Origin of the sequence: Geminicoccus roseus DSM 18922 (assembly GCF_000427665.1) — a bacterium.
In the GTDB taxonomy this organism is placed as follows: domain Bacteria; phylum Pseudomonadota; class Alphaproteobacteria; order Geminicoccales; family Geminicoccaceae; genus Geminicoccus; species Geminicoccus roseus.
In genome coordinates, this window is record NZ_KE386572.1 from 728,327 (window position 1) to 747,305 (window position 18,979).

Annotated in this window: 13 protein-coding genes; 5 read left to right on the forward strand and 8 right to left on the reverse strand. The window is 67.6% G+C overall.

Features of this window, described 5'->3' with window-relative positions; all coding sequences use genetic code 11:
- Positions 1-3 precede the first annotated feature (3 nt).
- Positions 4-3,213 carry an OmpA family protein gene (locus GEMRO_RS35625; RefSeq protein WP_051328693.1) on the forward strand — a complete coding sequence of 1,070 codons (3,210 nt, stop codon included), beginning with the start codon at positions 4-6 and terminating at the stop codon, positions 3,211-3,213.
- A 54-nt stretch (positions 3,214-3,267) separates the two neighbouring features.
- Here the strand turns inward: GEMRO_RS35625 and GEMRO_RS27610 are convergent, their stop codons facing one another.
- The gene (locus GEMRO_RS27610) at positions 3,268-5,079 is read right to left on the reverse strand and encodes an ABC transporter transmembrane domain-containing protein (RefSeq protein ID WP_051328694.1); all 1,812 of its coding nucleotides are present in this window, start codon (positions 5,077-5,079) and stop codon (positions 3,268-3,270) included.
- 174 nt (positions 5,080-5,253) lie between these two features.
- On the opposite strand from GEMRO_RS27610, the gene rpmE reads away from it, so the two are divergent.
- Both rpmE and ykgO read left to right on the forward strand, forming a co-directional pair.
- The gene (rpmE, locus tag GEMRO_RS0104805; protein ID WP_027133105.1) at positions 5,254-5,478 is read left to right on the forward strand and encodes a 50S ribosomal protein L31; all 225 of its coding nucleotides are present in this window, start codon (positions 5,254-5,256) and stop codon (positions 5,476-5,478) included.
- A 28-nt stretch (positions 5,479-5,506) separates the two neighbouring features.
- Positions 5,507-5,632 (forward strand): type B 50S ribosomal protein L36, encoded by a 126-nt coding sequence (gene ykgO / locus GEMRO_RS0104810; RefSeq protein ID WP_027133106.1) that lies wholly within the window; start codon positions 5,507-5,509, stop codon positions 5,630-5,632.
- Between the two features lie 84 nt (positions 5,633-5,716).
- Here ykgO and ade read toward each other — a convergent pair whose 3' ends face one another.
- The 7 genes from ade to GEMRO_RS0104850 form a co-directional block, all read right to left on the reverse strand.
- Entirely contained in the window at positions 5,717-7,429 is a 1,713-nt protein-coding gene (ade, locus tag GEMRO_RS0104815; protein WP_027133107.1) for an adenine deaminase, read from the reverse strand.
- Between the two features lie 71 nt (positions 7,430-7,500).
- Complete coding sequence (locus tag GEMRO_RS0104820; RefSeq protein ID WP_027133108.1) at positions 7,501-9,765, reverse strand: xanthine dehydrogenase family protein molybdopterin-binding subunit; 2,265 nt, start codon at positions 9,763-9,765, stop codon at positions 7,501-7,503.
- Positions 9,766-9,776: 11 nt separating this feature from the next.
- Positions 9,777-10,793, reverse strand: a complete 1,017-nt coding sequence (locus GEMRO_RS0104825; protein WP_027133109.1) for an FAD binding domain-containing protein — start codon at positions 10,791-10,793, stop codon at positions 9,777-9,779.
- Complete coding sequence (locus GEMRO_RS27615) at positions 10,790-11,332, reverse strand: (2Fe-2S)-binding protein (protein ID WP_051328695.1); 543 nt, start codon at positions 11,330-11,332, stop codon at positions 10,790-10,792. The genes GEMRO_RS0104825 and GEMRO_RS27615 overlap by 4 nt, the downstream gene beginning before the upstream one ends.
- 287 nt (positions 11,333-11,619) lie before the next feature.
- The gene (locus GEMRO_RS0104835; protein WP_027133110.1) at positions 11,620-12,012 is read right to left on the reverse strand and encodes a response regulator; all 393 of its coding nucleotides are present in this window, start codon (positions 12,010-12,012) and stop codon (positions 11,620-11,622) included.
- Positions 11,972-14,647: an ATP-binding response regulator gene (locus GEMRO_RS27620; RefSeq protein ID WP_084506545.1), complete on the reverse strand. Its 2,676-nt coding sequence runs from the start codon at positions 14,645-14,647 to the stop codon at positions 11,972-11,974. The genes GEMRO_RS0104835 and GEMRO_RS27620 overlap by 41 nt, the downstream gene beginning before the upstream one ends.
- 42 nt (positions 14,648-14,689) lie before the next feature.
- Positions 14,690-15,136: a response regulator transcription factor gene (locus GEMRO_RS0104850; protein WP_051328697.1), complete on the reverse strand. Its 447-nt coding sequence runs from the start codon at positions 15,134-15,136 to the stop codon at positions 14,690-14,692.
- Positions 15,137-15,669: 533 nt separating this feature from the next.
- On the opposite strand from GEMRO_RS0104850, the gene GEMRO_RS32335 reads away from it, so the two are divergent.
- Entirely contained in the window at positions 15,670-17,484 is a 1,815-nt protein-coding gene (locus GEMRO_RS32335) for a WecB/TagA/CpsF family glycosyltransferase (RefSeq protein WP_051328698.1), read from the forward strand.
- 112 nt (positions 17,485-17,596) lie between these two features.
- Positions 17,597-18,979: an exopolysaccharide biosynthesis polyprenyl glycosylphosphotransferase gene (locus GEMRO_RS0104860; RefSeq protein WP_027133113.1), complete on the forward strand. Its 1,383-nt coding sequence runs from the start codon at positions 17,597-17,599 to the stop codon at positions 18,977-18,979.

Sequence of the window (18,979 nt, forward strand, 5' to 3'; positions counted from 1 at the left end):
CAGATGACCCAGGAACGCCGCCTTGCCGATCTCGAGCGCAATTTCGGAGCGTGGGAGCGCAAGAAGCTCCTGCGCACCTCCGCCCTGGTCGCCGTGCCGGTCCTGGTTGCCCTGGGGTATTGGGGATATGGGCGCGTGGAGGTCGAATCGGCGCGCGAATCCGTTGTCTCGCTCACCCAGGCCCTGAACGCGGAGCAGCAGGCGAAGAGCGGCCTGGAAGCGCAGCTCGCCAAGGCAGGCGTGCGCCTGGCCGAGCTCCAGCAATCCGTCGACCAGGTCGGCACCGAACGGGACGAGGCGCGGGCCGCCATCGAGGCCGCCAACGCATCGGCGGCCGGCAAGCTGGCCGAACTCGCCGCCAAGCTGGATGCGGCCAGCGAGCAGGTCCGCCAGCTGACTGCGGAGCGGGACGAACTCGCGGGCCAGCTGGAGCAGGCGACCGCAGCTGCGGCGGCGACCGAGCAGCGGGTCGCCGGGCTGGACCAGCAGATCGCGGAGCTGACCGCCGAGGGCGAGCGGGCCCGGGAAGAGAACAGCCGCGCCATGGCCTCGGTGGCCGACCTGACCCAGGCGCGGGACCAGGCGATCCGGGAGCGTGACGAAGCGCGCGCCGCCGCGGCCAATGCCGCGGAGCTCAGCCAGCGCCTGAGCCAGACCGAGGAGCGCCTCGCCGCCGCTGCCACCGAAATCGCGGCGCTGCAGAAGATCCGCTCGGACATGCAGGCCAGGCTCGATGAGGCCGACGACAGGAGCTTCGCGCTGGAAGACGCCGCCGAGCGTTCGGCGGCGGAGCGGGAGCAGGCGCTGGCCGACGCGCGTGCCCAGATCGCCACGCTCCAGGGGCAGTCGGCGGATCTGCAGGCGCGGCTGGAGGCCGGCACCGCCCGGGTGCAGGAGCTGGAGACCACGGCAGCCAGGCTCGCCGAGGCCAATGCGGCGCTGGAGGAAGCCAATGCAGAGGCCGATGCCCTTCGGGCGCAGGCGGCCGATCTGCGCGAGCAGGCCGCTGCCAGCGCCCGGCGCCTGAGCGAAACGGAAGCCTCTCTCGCCGCCGCCGAGGACGCCCAGGCAGAGCTTGAACAGGCACGCACCCAGGCCCAGTCCCTGGAGGCGCAGGGCAGGGAGCTCCAGGAGCAGCTGGAGCAGGCCAATGCCCGGCTCGCCGAGCTGGAACCGGCGGCCCAGCCGCCCGCCGTCACCGATTCGCAGGCCCTGGAGGAGGCCCAGGCCAACGCGGCTTCCCTGCAGGAACGCCTCCAGGCGCTGCAGGCGCAGGCCGCCGACGATGCCGCGCGGATCGCCCAGCTGGAGCGGACGGCCGAGCAGGGCGAAGCCGCTTCGACCGCCCTGAAGGAGGCGCAGGACCGGGCGGCGTCGCTGCAGGATCAGCTCAGCTCGGTGCAGGCCAGGGCCGATGCCGATGCTGCGCGCATCAGCGAACTGCAGGAGGCCGCCCGCGTGGCGGAGGAAGCCGACGCCGCGCTGAAGGAAGCGCGGAACGACGTCGTCGCCATGCGCGAGCAGATCGACGGGCTGCAGGCCGAGGCAGCCGATCGCCAGGCCCGGCTCGACGAGCTCGAGCGGGCGGCCCAGGAGGCGCGGCAGACCGAGGCTGCACTGGCCGAAGCGCGCTCCCAGGCCGGCTCGCTCCAGGAGCAGGTTGCCTCGCTGGAAGACCAGGTCGCGAGCGGGCGTACCCGGATCGGCGAACTGGAGCAGGCGGCGGCCCGCCTGACCGAGGCCGAAGCGGCTCTGACGGATGTTCGTGCTCAGGCGACAGCACTCGAAGAGCGCGCCACCGAGACGCAGGAGCGGCTCGATGCCGCCAACCGCCGGGTGGCCGAACTGGAGCAGGGTGCGGTGCAGGCCGCCGAGACGGCGGCAGCCCTGGAGGAGGCCCGGGCCCAGGCGCGCACCCTGCAGCAGCAGAACGCGCAGCTGCAGGACCAGCTCCAGGCGCAGGCCAGTCAGGTGACGGCGCTGGAGCAGGCGTCCCGGGAGTCCACCGAGGCGAAGGCGGCACTCGCAGGCGCGCAGGACGAGGTTGCTGCCCTGCAGAAGATCCGTGCCGACATGCAGCGGCAGCTCGACGAGACGACCGACCAGGTGATGAGGCTGGAGGCAGAGGCTGCCGAGGCCGCGACGGCGTCGGGCCAGCTCGAAACCGAGCTGAGGAGCGCCCAGCAGAAGGCCCAGGAGCTGCAGGCCGGCCTGCAGCAGGCCCAGGAAGCAGGCGCCCAGCTCGACGATGCGCGGGCCGAGCTGGAACAGCTGCGGCAGGCGCGCGACCAGATGCAGACCCGGCTGGATGCGGCCGATGCCCAGGTGGCCAGCCTGGGAGAGGCCGCCACCCGAGTCGCATCGCTGGAAGCGGAGCTGGCCGAGACCCGCACCGAGATCCAGGCCCTGGAAGCCGCCCAGTCGTCGCTGCAGGCGGAGCTGGAACAGCGTACCGCCCGGATCGACGAGCTGGAGAAGCAGGTCCAGGCCGGTGACCGGCGCGATCAGGAGCTGCGCGGCGCCGTCCGCAAGGAGGCGGCCGCGCGCGCCGATCTGGAGGCCGAGCGCGAACGGCTGCAGCAGGAGCGGGATCGGCTGCAGGCCAGGATCGAGGAGCTGTCCACGCAGGTCGAGGCCCTGGGCAACGAAGCGCGCGGCTCGCAGGCGATCGCCCTGGTCCAGGCCCAGCTGGCCGACAGCCTGACCAAAGCGGTTCCCACGCCCAAGGAGCTGGAGGAGGGCATCCGGCAACGCACCGCCGAGGACAACGCCAGCCGTGGCATCGTCCTGTCCAGCATCGACGGGACCGAGAACCAGACCCTGCTCGATGGCGGCCGGATCCGCCTGCCGGCCGGCGTCCTGTTCGATTCCGGCAGTGCCGAACTTACCGACGCCGGCAAGGACGCGCTGACGAGCTTCGCCACCCGGATGGCGCGCGTGATCGACGAGATGCCGCCGATGGCCTCGTGGATGCTGCGGGTCGACGGCCATACCGACGCCATGCCGATGCGGCCCGGCAGCGCCTGGCGCGACAACCTGCAGCTTTCCACGGCCCGCGCCGCGGCGGTGGCAAGGTTCCTGATCGATGCCGGGTTGCCGGCCGAACGGATCGTCCCGGCCGGCTTTGGCGCCTCGCGACCCGCGGTTCAGGGCACCGATGCGGAGGCGAACGCCCAGAACCGCCGGATCGAGATCACCTTGTCGTCCCGCTGACCGATCACGCGCCCGGCGGTCGCCCGGAGCATCCCGGGAAGCCGCCGGCCGGGTTCAGGCGACCGGGAGGGAACTGGCGCCGTCGGTGAACTGCAGGGCGGCCAGGCGGCCGTACAGGCCGCCCTTGCGCAGCAATTCCTCATGCCGCCCCACCTCGACGACGCGGCCGTGGTCCATGACCACGATCCGGTCGGCGGCCAGCACGGTCGCCAGACGATGGGCGATCACCAGCGTGGTGCGCCCTTCCATCAGCCTTTCCAGCGCGGTCTGCACTAGGCGCTCGTTCTCGGCGTCCAGGGCGGACGTGGCCTCGTCCAGCAGCAGGATACGCGGGTCGGCGAGCAGGGCGCGCGCGATGGCGATGCGCTGGCGCTGGCCACCGGACAGCCGGACCCCCTTCTCGCCGAGATAGGTGTCGAAGCCCTGGGGCAGGGCCTCGATGAAGCCCAGCGCCGCTGCCGCCTCGGCTGCCGCACGCACCTCCTCCTCGCTCGCATCCGGCCGGCCATAGCGGATATTGGCCAAGGCCGTGCCGGAGAAGATCATGGGCTCCTGCGGCACCCAGGCCAGCCGGGTGCGATGCGCCACCGGGTCGAGTTCGTAGAGCGGGATCCCGTCGATCAGGATCCGTCCGCTCGTCGGGTCATAGAAGCGCAAGAGGAGTTGCAGCACGCTGGTCTTGCCGGCCCCGGACGGCCCGACCAGCGCCACCCGTTCGCCCGGCGCCACCTCCAGGTCGAAGGCGTTCAGGACGGGCCGGTCGGGGATGGCGGGATAGGCGAAGCCGACATGCTCGAAGCGGACGGCCCCGCGGGTCGTCCCGATCGGGCGCGGCTGCGCTGGCGCCACCACGACCGGACGGGTGTCCAGCAGTTCGAACAGGCGCTGGGTGGCGCCGGCGGCACGCTGCAGATCGCCCATCACATCGGCCAGGCCGCCGACGGCGCTTGCGACAATGGCGGCATAGAACACGAAGGCCGACAGCTCGCCGCCGGAGATCCTGCCCTGCAGCACGTCATAGCCGCCGATCCAGAGCACCACGCCGATCGCGCCGAACACCAGGGCGATCACCACGGCGCTCAGCACCGAGCGGGCCTTGGCATAGCGGACGGCGGTCCGATAGGTGGCCTCGGCATCCTCGGCGAAGCGCTCCGCCTCACGGGCCTCCTGGCCGAAGCCTTGCACCGTCCGGACGCCGTTCAGGGTCTCCTCGACGCGCACGCCCAAATCGGCGACCCGGTCCTGCAGGCTCCGCGACAGGACGCGCACCTTGCGCCCGATCAAGACGATCGGGACGATCACGAGCGGGACGACCAGGAGCACGAACCCGGTCAGCCGCGGGCTGGTGATAAGCAGGATGGTCAGGCCGCCCGCCAGCAGCAGGATGTTGCGCAGCGCCTGGGTCACCGAGGCGCCGATCACCGTCTGGATCACGGCGGTGTCGGTGGTGATCCGCGAGATCACCTCGCCGGTACGGGTCTGCTCGAAGAACCCGGGAGAGAGGCGCACGACATGGCCGAACACGTCCTTGCGCAGATCGGCCACCACCCGCTCGCCCAGCCGGGTGACGAGGTAGGAGCGAAAAAACGTCGCAAGCGCCAGGACGACGACAACGATCGCCACCGCCTCCAGCGCGTGATCCAGGGCATCGGCCTCGCCGGCCACGAAGCCGCCATCGACGATGTGGCGCAGCCCTTCGCCGATCGACAGCACCGCGAGCGCGGCAATGGTCAGGGCCGCAATGGTTCCCGCCACCAGGCCACGATAGGGGCGGAGATACGTCGCCAGTCGGCGGAGCTGTTTCAGGTTGCGCGAGCCGTCGCGCCGTCCCCCCGCGCGCTCCAGCGCACGCTGCGCGCCTTCCATGAATCGTCCTCAACCAATCGCGATGTCGGGCACGCTATGGAGCATGAATCTCGGCCCGAAATCACGAATCATCGCAGGACGTAGCCAAGTGCACGCACGAAAGCATCCCGTGGCCCCTTGAGTCCCCGGACGCCGACGGATATATAGCGGCCGCCCGCATCTGAGGAAAGCGTCGTGAAGAAGGACATCCACCCCGACTATCATCCCATCACCGTAGTGATGACGGATGGGTCGACCTTCGAGACCTCCTCGACCTGGGGCAAGGCTGGCGACAGCATGCAGCTCGACGTCGATCCCAAGTCGCATCCGGCCTGGACGGGCGGCAATGTCCGCGTGATCGAGCGTGGCCAGGTCGAGAAGTTCAACAAGCGTTTCCAGGGCTTCCGCCGCAAGGCCTGAGCCCAGACCACTTGCAGAGATCGGTGTCATGAAGGTCATCAATTCGCTCAAGACGGCCAAGAGCCGCCACAAGGACTGCCGGATCATCCGGCGCAAGGGTCGGGTCTACGTGATCAACAAGACCAACCCGCGTTTCAAGGCCCGTCAGGGCTGACACGATACCACCCGGCTTGTCCGGGCGGCGGGCACGACGCGAGCCGCGGGATGACTTCCGCGGCTTTGTCGCGTTGACCCCGGCTCACTCCAGCAGTCTCAGGCCGTCCGGTCCTGCGGTGACGTAGCCCAGGTCGGTCAGCTTGAGGTGCGGGATGACCGAGAGCGGCAGGAATGCCAGCGGCTGCAGAGGCTCCGGCATCGGGCATCCCAGCGACTGGGCGGCCGTCCGCAGGCTGCCGAACTGCTCGGCCACCTCCTCAAAAGGTCGGTCGGACATCAGGCCCGCCACCGGCAGGGCCAGATCCGCGACCACCTGTCCGTCCCGCACCACCGCGGCCCCACCCTGCATCTCGATGATCCGGTTTACCGCCACCGCCATGTCGGCCGCGCTGGAGCCGACCACGGTCACGTTGTGGCTGTCATGCCCGATCGAGGTGGCGATGGCACCGACCATCGGGCCGAAGCCATGGACGAGGCCCCGCCCGATATTGCCGTTGCGCCCGTGCCGTTCCAGCACGGCGACCAGATGGAGCGACTGCTCCGGATCCGCCGCGACCAGGCCGTCCTCGACCGGCGGCACCATGCGGCGATGCTCGGTGATCACGGAGAGCGGTACCACCCCGATCACGTCCATCTCCCCGTTGGGCGCCGGGATGGCGAAGCTGCCGGCGTCGACCCGGCCCAGCCGCACCGAGCCGTAGCCCACCGGCGCCGGATGGCTGCGTTCCTCGAACAGGTCCGCCTCGACCACCCTGCCCGCGGCCACCACGCCGCTCACCGTGACGCTCGGCAGATCGTCCAGCAGGACGATGTCGGCGCGCCGGCCGGGCGCGATCAGCCCGCGGTCGTGGAGGCGGAATGCCGTGGCGGCCGCGAGACTGGCCGACCGGTAGACCGGCAGCACGGGAGCGCCGGCTTCGATCGCGGCCCGCATCGCATGGTCGATATGGCCTTCTGCGAGGATGTCGACCGGCTTGCGGTCATCCGTGCAGAACGCAATCCGTGGCCAGGTCATCTCGGTCAGGAGGGGCGCCAGGGCCGCTACGTTGCGGGTGACAGATCCCTCCCGCATCAGCACGACCATGCCCTTTTCCAGCTTCTCCCTCGCCTCCTCCAGCAGCGTGCACTCGTGGTCGGTCCGCGGCCCGCCGCACAGATAGGCATCCAGACCCTCGCCCCGCAGCAGGGGCGCATGGCCGTCGACATGACGGTCGGCGAACGCTGCGAGCTTCTTCAGCAGGTCGAGGTCGCCGTCGATCACGCCGGGGAAGTTCATCATCTCGGCCAGGCCGAGGGCGCTTGGATGATCGGCAAGCGGCCAGAGATCGTCGATCTCCAGCACGGCTCCGGAAGTCTCGAGCCTGCTTGCCGGCACACAGGACGGCAGGTTGACCTTCAGGGTCATCACCAAGCTTTGCGCGGCGTCCAGGAACCACTCGATCCCCGGCACCCCGATCACGTTGGCGATCTCGTGAGGGTCGCAGATCGCGGTCGTGGTGCCGCGGGGCAGAACCAGCCGCTCGAACTCCGCCGGCGTGACCAGCGAACTTTCCACATGGAGATGGGTGTCGATGAAGCCCGGCGCCAGGAAGCGTCCGCGTGCCTCGACCACCCTCTTGGCGGGCCGCGGCTCGCCTACCGCGACAACCGTGTCGCCGACGATCCCCACCGAGGCCGGGCGAACGGTGCCGGTGGCGACGTCGACCAGTTCGCCCCCCTCGATCGAAAGGTCGCACGGCTCCAGTCCGCGCGCCGCCAGGATCCGCCTCGCCAGAACCGCCACCCCGACACTCATCTCGTCCCGCTCCTGCTGCCCGACATGGGGAGTCTATGCCCGCGGCGCCGGGCAGGCCAGGGACGCTGCGGCTAGGCGATGAGCTTGTCGATGGTGATCGGCAGGTCGCGCACCCGCTTGCCGGTCGCGTGATAGATGGCGTTGGCGATCGCAGCGGCCGTGCCGACCACGCCGATCTCGCCCAGCCCCTTTACTCCGATCGGGCTGATCTTGTCGTCGTGCTCCTCCACGAAGATCACTTCGAGATCATGGATGTCCGCGTTCACCGGGATATGGTACTCGGCAAAGTTGTGGTTCATGAACCGCCCGAACCGGTGGTCCATCTCGCTCTGTTCCTCGAGCGCCATGCCGTGGCCGAACACCATGCCGCCAATGATCTGGCTGCGCGCGGTCTTCGGATTGAGAATCTTTCCGCCTGCCACGGCATTGACGATGCGGGTCACCCGCATCACGCCCAGTTCCTCGTCCACCCGCACTTCGGCGAAGATCGCCGAGTGCGTGTAGCCCGAGTACTTCTCCTGCGCTTCCTTGTCGGGCGAAGCCGTTTCCTCGGCGGCAAGCTTCTCCAGCCCAAGCGTCTGCATCACCTCGGTGAGCGCCACGCCGCGGCCCGGATCCGCGGCAACCTGGAGGCGACCGGCCGTGAACTCGATCCGGTCCAGGCTCTCGTTGGCAAGCGGTGAGCCCTCCATCGCCCGGGCATGGCGGAACAACTGCTCGCGCAGGCGGTGGCAGGCCGCCTGCACGGCGGAGCCCGCCGAGGCGGCGGTCCACGAGCCGCCTTCCAGCGGCGAGGTCGGCAGGGACGAATCGCCGATCTTCACCTCGACCTGCTCGATCGGCACCCCCAGGGCGTCGGCGCCGATCTGAGCCAGGATCGTGTAGGTGCCGGTCCCTATGTCGGAGGTAGCCGTGGCGACTTCCAGCCGCCCATCCCCGGACAGGATCACCCTGGCGCTGGTCTTCATCATCATGGCTTCCCAGACACCGGTCGCCATGCCCCAGCCCACCAGCTCGCGCCCGTCCCGCATCGAGCGCGGCGCCGCGCTCCGCTTCGACCAGCCGAACCGTTCCGCGCCCTGCTGGTAGCAGGCACGCAGTTCCTTGCTGGAGAAGGGCTTGCCCTCGTTCTCGTCCTGCTCCGCATAGTTGCGCAGGCGCAATTCGAGCGGGTCGATCCCGGCCGCATAGGAGAGTTCATCCATGGCCGCTTCGAGCGCATAGACGCCAAGCGTCGCCCCAGGCGCCCTCATGTCGGCTGGCGTATAGGTGTTCAGCTTGGCCAGGCGGTAGTCGAACGAGGCGTTCGGGCAGCGATAGGCCAGCCCCGACCAGTTGACCACGACCTCCTGGTGATCCTCGAAGGTGGAGGTTCCGGCGATGGCCTCGTGCCGGACCGCCTGGAGCCGGCCCTCCCGGTCTGCACCCAGCGTGACCTTCTGGATCGTCTCAGGCCGGTAGCTGAAGGTGAACATCTGATCGCGGCTGAGGGTGACCCGGACCGCGCGCTTCAGGTCGAGGGCCGCCATCACGGCCAGGAACAGCTGGTACTGCGGCCGCAGCCCGGAGCCGAACGCGCCGCCCACGAACGGGGAGAGGACCCGCACATCCTCGGGCGGAAGGCCGAAGATCTCCGACACATAGGCCTGGGACATCTGTACGCCCTGGGTCTTGTCGTAGACCGTCAGCTTGCCGTCGTTCCACACCACCGTGCTGGCATGCGGTTCCATCGGGTGATGGTGCTCGGCGGCGACATGGTAGGTCGCCTCGATCTTGACCGGCGCCTCGGCCAGTGCCCGGGAGAAATCACCCCGCTCCGGCGGAGGCGGCGCGATGCCCGAGCGCTTCTCGGGCGGCACGTAGGCGTGATCCTGCTCCTGGAACAGGTCGGTCCGGTGGGGCTCGCTCTTGTAGGTCACGTCCAGCAGCGACGCCGCATAGGCGGCGACCTCCAGGCTTTCGGCGACCACCAGCGCGATCGGCTGGCCGCTATAGACGACCCGCCGGTCCTTCAGCGGCCGGAACGGGATCCCGGGCGGGCCGACCTGATCCTGGTAGCGCGATTCGAACCATGGCTGCTGCGGGCGGGTCTCGTGGGTAAAGACCCGGACCACGCCGGGAACGGCTTGTGCGGCGGCCGCATCGATCTGCTGGATCTCGCCATGGGCGATCGCGGCCGAGACGACATGGCCATAGAGAAGACCATCCACCGCGTATTCCGCGGCATAACGGGCGGCACCCGTCACCTTGTATTCGCCATCGACCCGACGCTGGGCAGAGCCGACATAGCGCCCCGGATCAGCGGACCGTCCGGCGGAAGCAGGAACATGCGACATGGCAGGGGCCTTCACTGGATACGCTTGTCGGTCTGGGACTGCGGCCGGCCGGCCGCCGCTTGGCTCAAGGCCCGCACGATCGCCCGGCGGGCGAGGTCGATCTTGAAGTCGTTCTCGCCAAAGCCGCGCGCGCTGTTCAGGAACCGGTCGGCGGCCTGCCCGAACGTAGCGGCATCGGGCTGACGCCCCTTCAGGAAGGCCTCCACCTCCAGGTCGCGCCAGGGCTTGTGCGCGACGCCACCCATGGCAAGACGGGCTTCCGCGATGCTGCCGCCGTCCAGCCGGAGCGCTGCCGCGACCGAGACCAGGGCAAATGCATAGGAAAGGCGGTCCCGCAGCTTCAGGTAGCTGGTGTTGCCCGTGAAGGTCTCGGCCGGGAGATCCACCGACAGGATCAGTTCGTCGGCGGCAAGGTTGTTGTCCCGCTCCGGCGCGTCTCCCGGCAGGCGGTGGAACTCCTCGAACGGGATCGTCCGCTCACCGCCTGTGCCGGCGACGCGAACCGTGGCGCCGAGCGCTGCCAGCGCCACGCACATGTCGGAGGGATGGGTTGCGATGCAGTGCTCGCTGGTGCCCAGGATGGCATGCTGCCGGTTCAACCCCTGCAGGGCAGAACAGCCGGAGCCGGGCTCGCGTTTGTTGCAGGGCGTCGAGGTGTCGTAGAAATAGTGGCACCGCGTGCGCTGCAGGAGATTGCCGCCGGTCGACGCCATGTTGCGCAGCTGCGGCGAGGCACCCGCGAGGATGGCGCTGGCGAGCAGGGGATAGCGCTGCTCGATCTGCGGGTCGTAGGCCAGGTCGCTGTTCGGCACGAGCGCGCCGATCCGAAGGCCGCCATCCGGCGCCGCTTCGATGCCGCGCAGCGGAAGCCGGGTAATGTCGATCAGGCGGGTGGGCGCCTCGACATGATACTTCATCAGGTCGAGAAGATTGGTGCCGCCGGCGATGAACATCGCGGTCGGATCGCTCGCGCGCTCGCGAACCGCCGTGGCCACCTCGTCGGCCCGGACGTAGGAGAACCGCTTCATCGGCCGGCCTCCCCCTGCTTGTCCGCACCGTAGTTCAGGACCTGCTCAACCGCCGCCACAATGTTCACGTACGCGCCGCACCGGCACAGATTGCCACTCATCAGCTCGCGGATCTCGGCGGGCGTGCGAGCCTTGCCTTCCTTCAGCAGCCCGATTCCGGAGCAGATCTGCCCGGAGGTGCAGTAGCCGCACTGGAAGGCATCATGTTCGATGAAAGCATCCTGCAGCGGATCAAGCTGCCCGTCGCTGGCCAGCCCCTCGATGGTCGTGACGTTCGCGCCGTCCTTCATGACCGCCAGGGTCAGGCAGGCGTTCACCCGCCGGTCGTCGACCAGCACGGTGCAGGCGCCGCACTGCCCATGGTCACAGCCCTTCTTGGAGCCGGTGAGGTGCAGCCGCTCGCGGAGCAGGTCCAGCAGGCTGGTCCACGGCTCGACCTCCAGCCGGTGCTGCTTGCCGTTGATCGTGATCGTGACAGGAATGGTGCCGGCGTGGCCTGCTCCTTCGCCCGACCTGTTGCTCGTCTGCGTGGCGTCCATGGCCGCTCCGGTCTGATGGGCCGCTCGCCGCGCATGGCGCAGTGAAGAGCGGCGTCGTCCTGCTCGCTGGCCACTCAACGACCGCAGGTTGGAGGGGTTCCAAAACGGGAAGCGACACAGGAGGTCCGAAGGGAGCTTGAGAATGTCAGGTGGATGAATGGACGGGACGGGCGACAGCTGGTCCAGGGGGGTGATCGAAAGGGATTTCGCCTTGCTGCGGGCTCCGGATCGAGCCGGTCACCGTGGAGGAAGAGGCACGAGCGTGCCCCGGGCCGGAGGCCCTGGCTTCAGGAGGGGACCTTGCCCCAGGCAGAGCGGATCGAATCCGGCAGGGCCATCGGATCGAACGGCTTGGCGATCACTTCCACGGCGCCCAGGGCCAGGAAGCGCTCGATCTCGGTCTGCTGCACCTTCGCGGTCATGAAGATCGCGGGCGTGCCGGCCGTTTCGGGGCGCTGGCGGAATTCCGCCAGCACGGTCGGCCCGTCCATCTCCGGCATCATCACGTCCAGGAGCAGCAGCTGCGGTGAAAAACCTGCAGCGCGCTCCAACGCTTCCTTCCCCGAGGCGCAGGCGGCCACCTCGAAACCGCCGATAACCTCTAGGGCGAAGACCGCCACCGTACGGATATCATCATCGTCATCGACGTACAGAATCCTGGTCAGCGGCTCTGCCGCCATGCTCTTTCTCCGTCGGCATTCGTCTACGCGCTTCGGCCAGAAGCTGGCTTATCGTATTGGCGAGTTGCGCGTTGTCCATCCGTGCCTTGGTGAGCGTCGCCTGGATCATGGCATGCCCCCCCGCCGATACGTCCTCGGCGGACAGGATCAGCAGCGCCGCCTGATGGTTCGTCGTGCGCAGAAGCGGCACCAGGTCGAGGCCATTGCCGTCCGGCAGCCGGACGTCCAGGACGACCAGATCGAAGCGACGCTGCTCCAGCATCTCCCGGGCGGTGGCGATGGTGGAAGCCACCTCGATTTCGGCGGTATCCCCAATGATCTCGCTCAGGATGACGATCAGGTCGGCATCGTCCTCGACGTGCAGGATCCGCAGGCTGGAAAAACGGTTCACCGCGTCGGTAAGGGTACGGCGCAGGTCGATCTCGTCGGTGGGTTTCTTCATCCAGTTCACCACCCGCGCCCGCTCCACGCCCAGACCCGGATCTTCATCCTCGGCAGTGCAGGAGATCACGATGATCGGCATGGTCCGGTGGCGGGGGTCGGCATCCACCGCCTTGATCAGCTCAAGGCCGCTCATCGCGGGCAGCCCCAGATCGACGGTCATCGCGGCAAAGCGTTGGGCCCGGAGCGCTTCCAGGGCGGCTTCGGCCGAGGCGACGATGGTGGCACGCCAGCCGCCTCGGCTGATGGCCGTCTGGAGCAGGCGAGCGGTGACATAATCATCTTCGCAAATGAGCACGGCAGGGCGGTGATCGACAACCACCGGGGGGGCCGCCTCGACAGGCGGTTCCTCGATCAGCCGCGGCAGGGTGAACCAGAACCGGGTGCCGCCATCCGGCAACGGGCTCTCGAAGTCGATCGTGCCGTGATGCCGCTCGACAATCGCCTTGACGATGCTGAGGCCGAGCCCCGTCCCGCTGCTGCGCCGGGCGTCGCCGGAATCAGCCTGGGCGAAACGACGGAACATCTGCGGCCGGAAGTCATCAGGTATCCCTGGCCCGAAGTCCCGCACGGCGACGGTGACCTCTCGCTCCGTGCTGTGCAGCGCCACCTGCACCGGGCGGCCTGCCGGCGAGAATTTGATCGCATTGGAGATGAGGTTGGCCAGGACCTGCTGCAGGCGTCCCGGGTGAGCCATGACCCTGCAGTCGGGATCCAGACGATCCTCGACCGTCAGATCCACCGAGAACTGCCGGGCAAAGCCCTGGTTTGCCTCCACGGTCGCGGCCACCAGCCTGCTGACGTCGGTCCGCTCGAGCTGCATCTCGATGTGACGGGTCTCGATCTTCTCGATATCCAGGAGATCGTTGACCAGCTCGATCAGGCGGATGCTGTTCTTGTGCGCAATGTCCAGGAGGGCCTTGGCCTTGGGAGGAAGCTCGCCTGCGGCATTGCTGACGATTAGGCCAAGCGACCCGCGAATCGAGGTGAGCGGGGTACGCAGCTCGTGGCTGACGGTCGAGACGAAGTCATCCTTGATCCGCTCCAGGCGCTGCCGCTCGGTGATGTCGCGCATGATGCAGACAAAGGCCGCTCCCCGGTCGAGCTGGCACGCCCCGATGGTGACCTCGGCCGGGAACTTGCTGCCATCATGGCGGCGGGCTTCATTGGTCCAGCTGGCGCCGTCCTGGAGTTCCAGGCCGGGAAGGAATGGGAAGACCTTGAGCCCGGCCAGCTGGTCCTGCGGCAGGCCCAGATCCCTGGCGCAGGCGTGGTTGGCCAGGATGACGTCGCCATCGGTCGACACCAGCAGGATACTGTCCTGCCCGTTCTCCAGCACCGCATGGAGGCGGCGCTCGCTGACCTGGGCGACCTCGTTCTGGCGGCGGATCTGCCGGTTCGCCTCGGTCAGATCGACGACCTGCCGGCTGAGCCGGCGCCCGCGTTTCACCAAGACCAGCAGGGTGGCGGACCAGAGCAGGAGGAACAGCCCGGCGGCGGCGATAAGGCCGACCGTCTGCCAGGAAGCCGCTCCGGCATCCCCGGCGCTGGCAGCGTATCGTTCCGCTTCCCGGTGGGCGAAGCTGTCCAGAGCCCGCCTGAGCGGAAGTTCCGCCTCCACAAGCGACCGGACCTCCGCGCCGCCTGCCTGGCCGGCATCGTCAAGGAAGCCGGACAGGGCCTGCTGGTAAGGCCCAAGACCCGCCTCGATGTCGTCCAGTTGTCGGAGCTTCGCTGGGTCGGCCTCGTCTTCCACGAGACGGCGCAACCTGGCTGCCGTGTCCAGTAGCCCTCCTGCTTGCGCGCGGATCGCCTGAGGATCGAGCGAGGCTCCGTCGACCTGGTAGGCCGCATCGAAAGTGGTCCGCAGGAGATTGAGACGCAACTCCTCCAGGAGATCCAGAACCAGACGGGGCTGGGAGGGAATTCCACGCCCCCACTCTGTCAGGCTGGCGCTCCGAAGGCTCAGCAGCGTGGCCACCAGGAGCAAGCCCAGGACGGCGAGCGCTGCAATTGGGACGATCCATCGAGGTCCCGGGAGGAGATGGCTTGAATCCCGGGGCAAAGTCGGTCGGGAAAAGGAAAACAGGCTCACGAATCCGGGTCCTTTGAAAATCCGAGGAAGCCGCCCGAAAAATGACGGGCCATCGCACGGGTCAGGATCCGTATCCGGGTCCCATCGGCACCATCGCACGCCGAGAATTTTGTCCGACCAGATGTCTGCCGGCCAGAGGGATCAACGACCGCCCAGCAGTTTACGCACGCTCACCATGAGTTGTTCGATGGCAATCGGCTTGGTCAGATACTCCTGGGCGCCAAATCGGTATCCGGAGATCATGTCGACCTGATGGGAACGCATCGTCAGCATGATCACCGGAATCTTGTCGGTGTTCTTGCTGGTACGCAGCTTCTTCAAGGCATCGAGGCCGTCCATGACAGGCATGTTCCCGTCGAGGATGATCAGATCAGGAACCTTCTCCTGCGCCATGCGAAGGGCATCCGCACCGGTCCCCCCCACGCGGACCGCATAGCCGTTCTGCTCCAACGAGAAGCGGACCAGTTCGCGCAGATGCGGATCGTCGTCGACGACCAGGATATCGCGCTGGTTGGACCTTGCCACCGGAGCCGGCTCTCGGACCGGTTCCGTCTTGGTGCGGGAGAAGATCCTGGAAAGAAACGACACGCAGCATCCCCCAATGGCTCGCCCTTCGACAGACATGGCCAGGTTTCTGCTCAACCCCCCGCCTGCCGATGATGAGACCGGTTAAGAAGATAAGGCCACGGCTGGGATAGGGTGCACCCTAACTTCCACCACCTGCCCATCTCGGCGAAACATCGCCACTCACCAAGCCACACCAATTTTTCTTTGATCTTAACGGAAACGCAACAGCGCAAATCGAAACACTGGAATAGTTTATGACGAGACTGAAAAATATACATACACTTCCGCGAATAATCGATATCGAAACACGTATCGTTTTGGCCGCACCGAAAGCCGCTTTGCAATGCACCATTTTCCGGTAAATGTCGATGCGACCCGCTGAAAGGTGTGGGCCTTTTCGGAAAATGGCTCACCGCATGCGAGAAATGCACCTGATGCAGACAACCTTGATGTGAATGGGCCGACGCCGCGGCCTTCGGGATGAGGACTTGATGACAGCCGGTGAGTTGACCGCCTCCACGGGCCATGGCCGGGATCCATCGCGGGCACGTCCCTTGAAGCAGAAGTTCTGCGAGATGCCGTTCACCGGCGTCGGGATCCGCGACGTCCTGCGCTATCTCGAGATCCGTACGGTCAACGACCCCTTCACCTACATCGTGACGCCGAATGTCGATCATGTCGTGCGCAACTGGCGTGACAAGGGCGATCTGGTCGAAATCTACGAGGATGCGGAACTTTCGCTCTGCGACAGCCGCATCGTCAGCCTGATCGGCCGCTTCAGCGGCGTTCCGCTGCCGGTCGTCACCGGCTCGGACCTGACTGCCATCCTATTGGAATACACGATCGATCCGCAGGAGCGGATCACGATCATCGGTGGCTCGGAGGAGGTCGTGGCCAAGCTCGCGCGGCGCTACGGTCTCCAGGACATCCGCCACCACAATCCGCCCATGGGGTTCATCCGCGATCCCGCCGCAGTGCTCGAAGCGTGCCAGTTCGTCGAGCGCAATCCCAGCCGCTTCGTGTTCCTGGCGGTCGGTTCGCCGCAGCAGGAGATCCTGGCCCGCTCGATCAAGGAGCGCGGCCGGGCCGTCGGTATCGGCATGTGCGTGGGCGCATCCCTCCTGTTCCTGACGGGCGACCTCCAGCGCGCGCCCGTCTGGATGCAGCGGTCCAAGCTCGAGTGGCTGCACCGGTTGGCCCAGGAGCCCAAGCGGATGTGGCGCCGCTATCTCTACGACGCCCCCAAGATCCTGCGGATCGCGGCGGAGTTCAAACGCGAGCAGCGCGTGCTGGTCAGCGTCATCGTCGCTACCGCCCGGCACGAGGAACTCCTGCCGCGGCTGATCGAGCGCTGCGGCGCCCAGGCCGGGTTCAACGCCGGGGCCATCGAGGTGATCGTGGTCGACCGCTCGGCCGAAGCCTCGGCGCGCGCCATTGTCGAGCGTAGCGTCGATCGCACCCGTGCGATCATCCAGTATATTCATGCGAGCGGCAGCAGCATCGCGAGTGCCCGGGATCTGGGCGTTGCGAAGGCGCAGGGCGAGTTCGTGGCCTTTATCGACCACCAGGCCTGCCCGGTGGAGACATGGCTGGAGGCCATGCTCAAGATCCACCGGATCTATGATGCGGATGTGGTGCTGGGCCCGGTGCAGGCCGTCTTCGATGCACCGCCGGCCCGCCATGCCGAACTGTTCCAGGAAACCTTCAGCTATTCCAACGATGCCGCCACCGGAACGTCCTTCGAGAAGCGGCGGCCGATGCAGTTCACCGGCGGAGGCTCGTTCGTGCCCTTCCGGGTCGAGAACGCGATGATGCTGAAGGCCAACTACGTTCCGAGCCAGGCCCGGGCGGCGGAAGCGGGCAGCGGAGAAGACCGCTGGTTCTTCCAGCGGATGCTGCACGACGGCAAGAGGCTGGTGTGGTGCGCCGAGGCCCCGGTCGAGAAGCAGATCCCGCCGGGGATGCTGCGCAAGCGCAGCCTCCTCTACCGAACCTTCCGCCGCAGCCAGTCCACCGCGGCAACGGCGCTTGGGCCGCCCGCCGTCATCGGCGACCTCCTGGCGTGGCTCGTCATCGGCATGTTGCAGGTGCTGGCCGGAAGCCTCAACGCCTTGTTCTGGCCGATCGCGCGCGATCGCGGCCTGCGGGGGTTGCGCATGGTCGCCTCCGGCCTTGGCAAGTTTGCTTTCTTCGGCGGGCGCGACCGCGCAACCGACCAGCAGGCCGGGCCGGAGATGATGCCGGCCGAGCCGCCGCCGCCGCCGGAGCCCGCTCCGCCGAGACACCAGGCTTCCATCATCCTGGAACCGATCGAGCGCCAGCGGCATCGCCGATGGTGGCGGCGCAGCCGGCCCAGCAAGGCGGCATAGACTCCATCACGGCACGTGCCGGACGTGGAACACGGGCAACCCAGGGGACGCTTTGGTGGCCACCAACATACTTCTCGATGATGGCAAGACGAGCGGACGCTCGAGCCGTCCCATGGCCGTCTCCGAGCGCAGTGCCGGGCTCGGGCTGGTCGTCATCGATCTGAGCCTGATCCTGCTCGTCTTCTGCGTCGCCCTGGCAGCTTCGGGCTGGCGAGGTTTCGGTGCCCAGTTCCTGACCCTGCTGCAGCTCTCGACCTTCATCGGCTGGAAACTGCTGTTCGGCCTCTATCCCGGCCATGGGCTCGCCCGTGCCCAGCGCATGCAAAAGGTGGTCCTTGCCACCGCCGCGGCGGTCGTCACCAGCCTCGGCATCGTCGAGATCGTCCGCTGGATCCTCGATGATCCTGATCTGCGCCTGGTGTTCTGGCCGGTCCTGCTGGCCGGCGTCGTGCTGGGGATCGGAGAGCCCGTCGCTCGCCGGCTGATGATGCGCCTGGGCCGCTGGCAGCAGCCGGTCTTCATCTTCGGCGGCGGCGACGCTGCGGCCAGCGTCGTCCGCCAGCTTGCCTTCTACCCGCATCTGGGGCTGCGGGCCGTCTGCATCGTCGATGAAGGCTCGATCTACATCACCGACGACTACCAGGGCATTCCGGTCATCAGGTTCCGCGAGCTCGGTGAGCACGCGGCGCTCCTGAACATCACCACCACTGCCATCATCGTCGAGCAGTCGGTGGAGCGAAGCTTCATCCTCCGCCTCTACACTACCGGGATCTTCGAGAAGGTCCTGCTGGTGCCCAACTGCCATGACCTGATCAGCCTCGGCTCCATCGTGCGGCCGGTGGGTGGCATGCTGGCGATCCAGGCCGGCAGCGAACGGCCCTCCCCGCTGTCCGCCTGGGTCAAGCGGAGCGTCGACAAGATCGGCAGCGGCGCAGCGCTGGTCATCCTGTCGCCGCTGTTCGCCCTGATCTTGGCCATGGTCCGCGCCGACAGTCCCGGGCCGGCGATCTTCTCGCAGCCGCGCTGGGCCGGGGCCGACCAGCAGTTCACGGCCATGAAGTTCCGGACCATGTACACCGACGGCGAGCGCCGCCTGCGTCGACACTTCCTGAACGATCCGGAGGCCGAGCAGGAATATGCCCGGTTCCGCAAGCTCGACAATGATCCGCGGGTGACCAAGATCGGCCGCTTCCTGCGGGCGACCAGCCTGGACGAGCTGCCACAGCTCATCAATGTCTGGCGCGGAGAGATGAGCCTGGTCGGCCCCCGGCCCTACACGATGGACGAGGTCGGCAAGCTTGGTCCCGCCACCGACATGCTGAGCATCGTGCGCCCGGGCATCACCGGGTTCTGGCAGGTTTCCGGACGCAACCAGCGGACGTTCCGCGAGCGGATCGAGATGGACTGCTACTATGTCCGCAACCACTCGATCTGGTTCGACCTGTGGATCCTTTACCGCACGGTCATCGCGGTGATCGCCCGCGAAGGCAAGTAG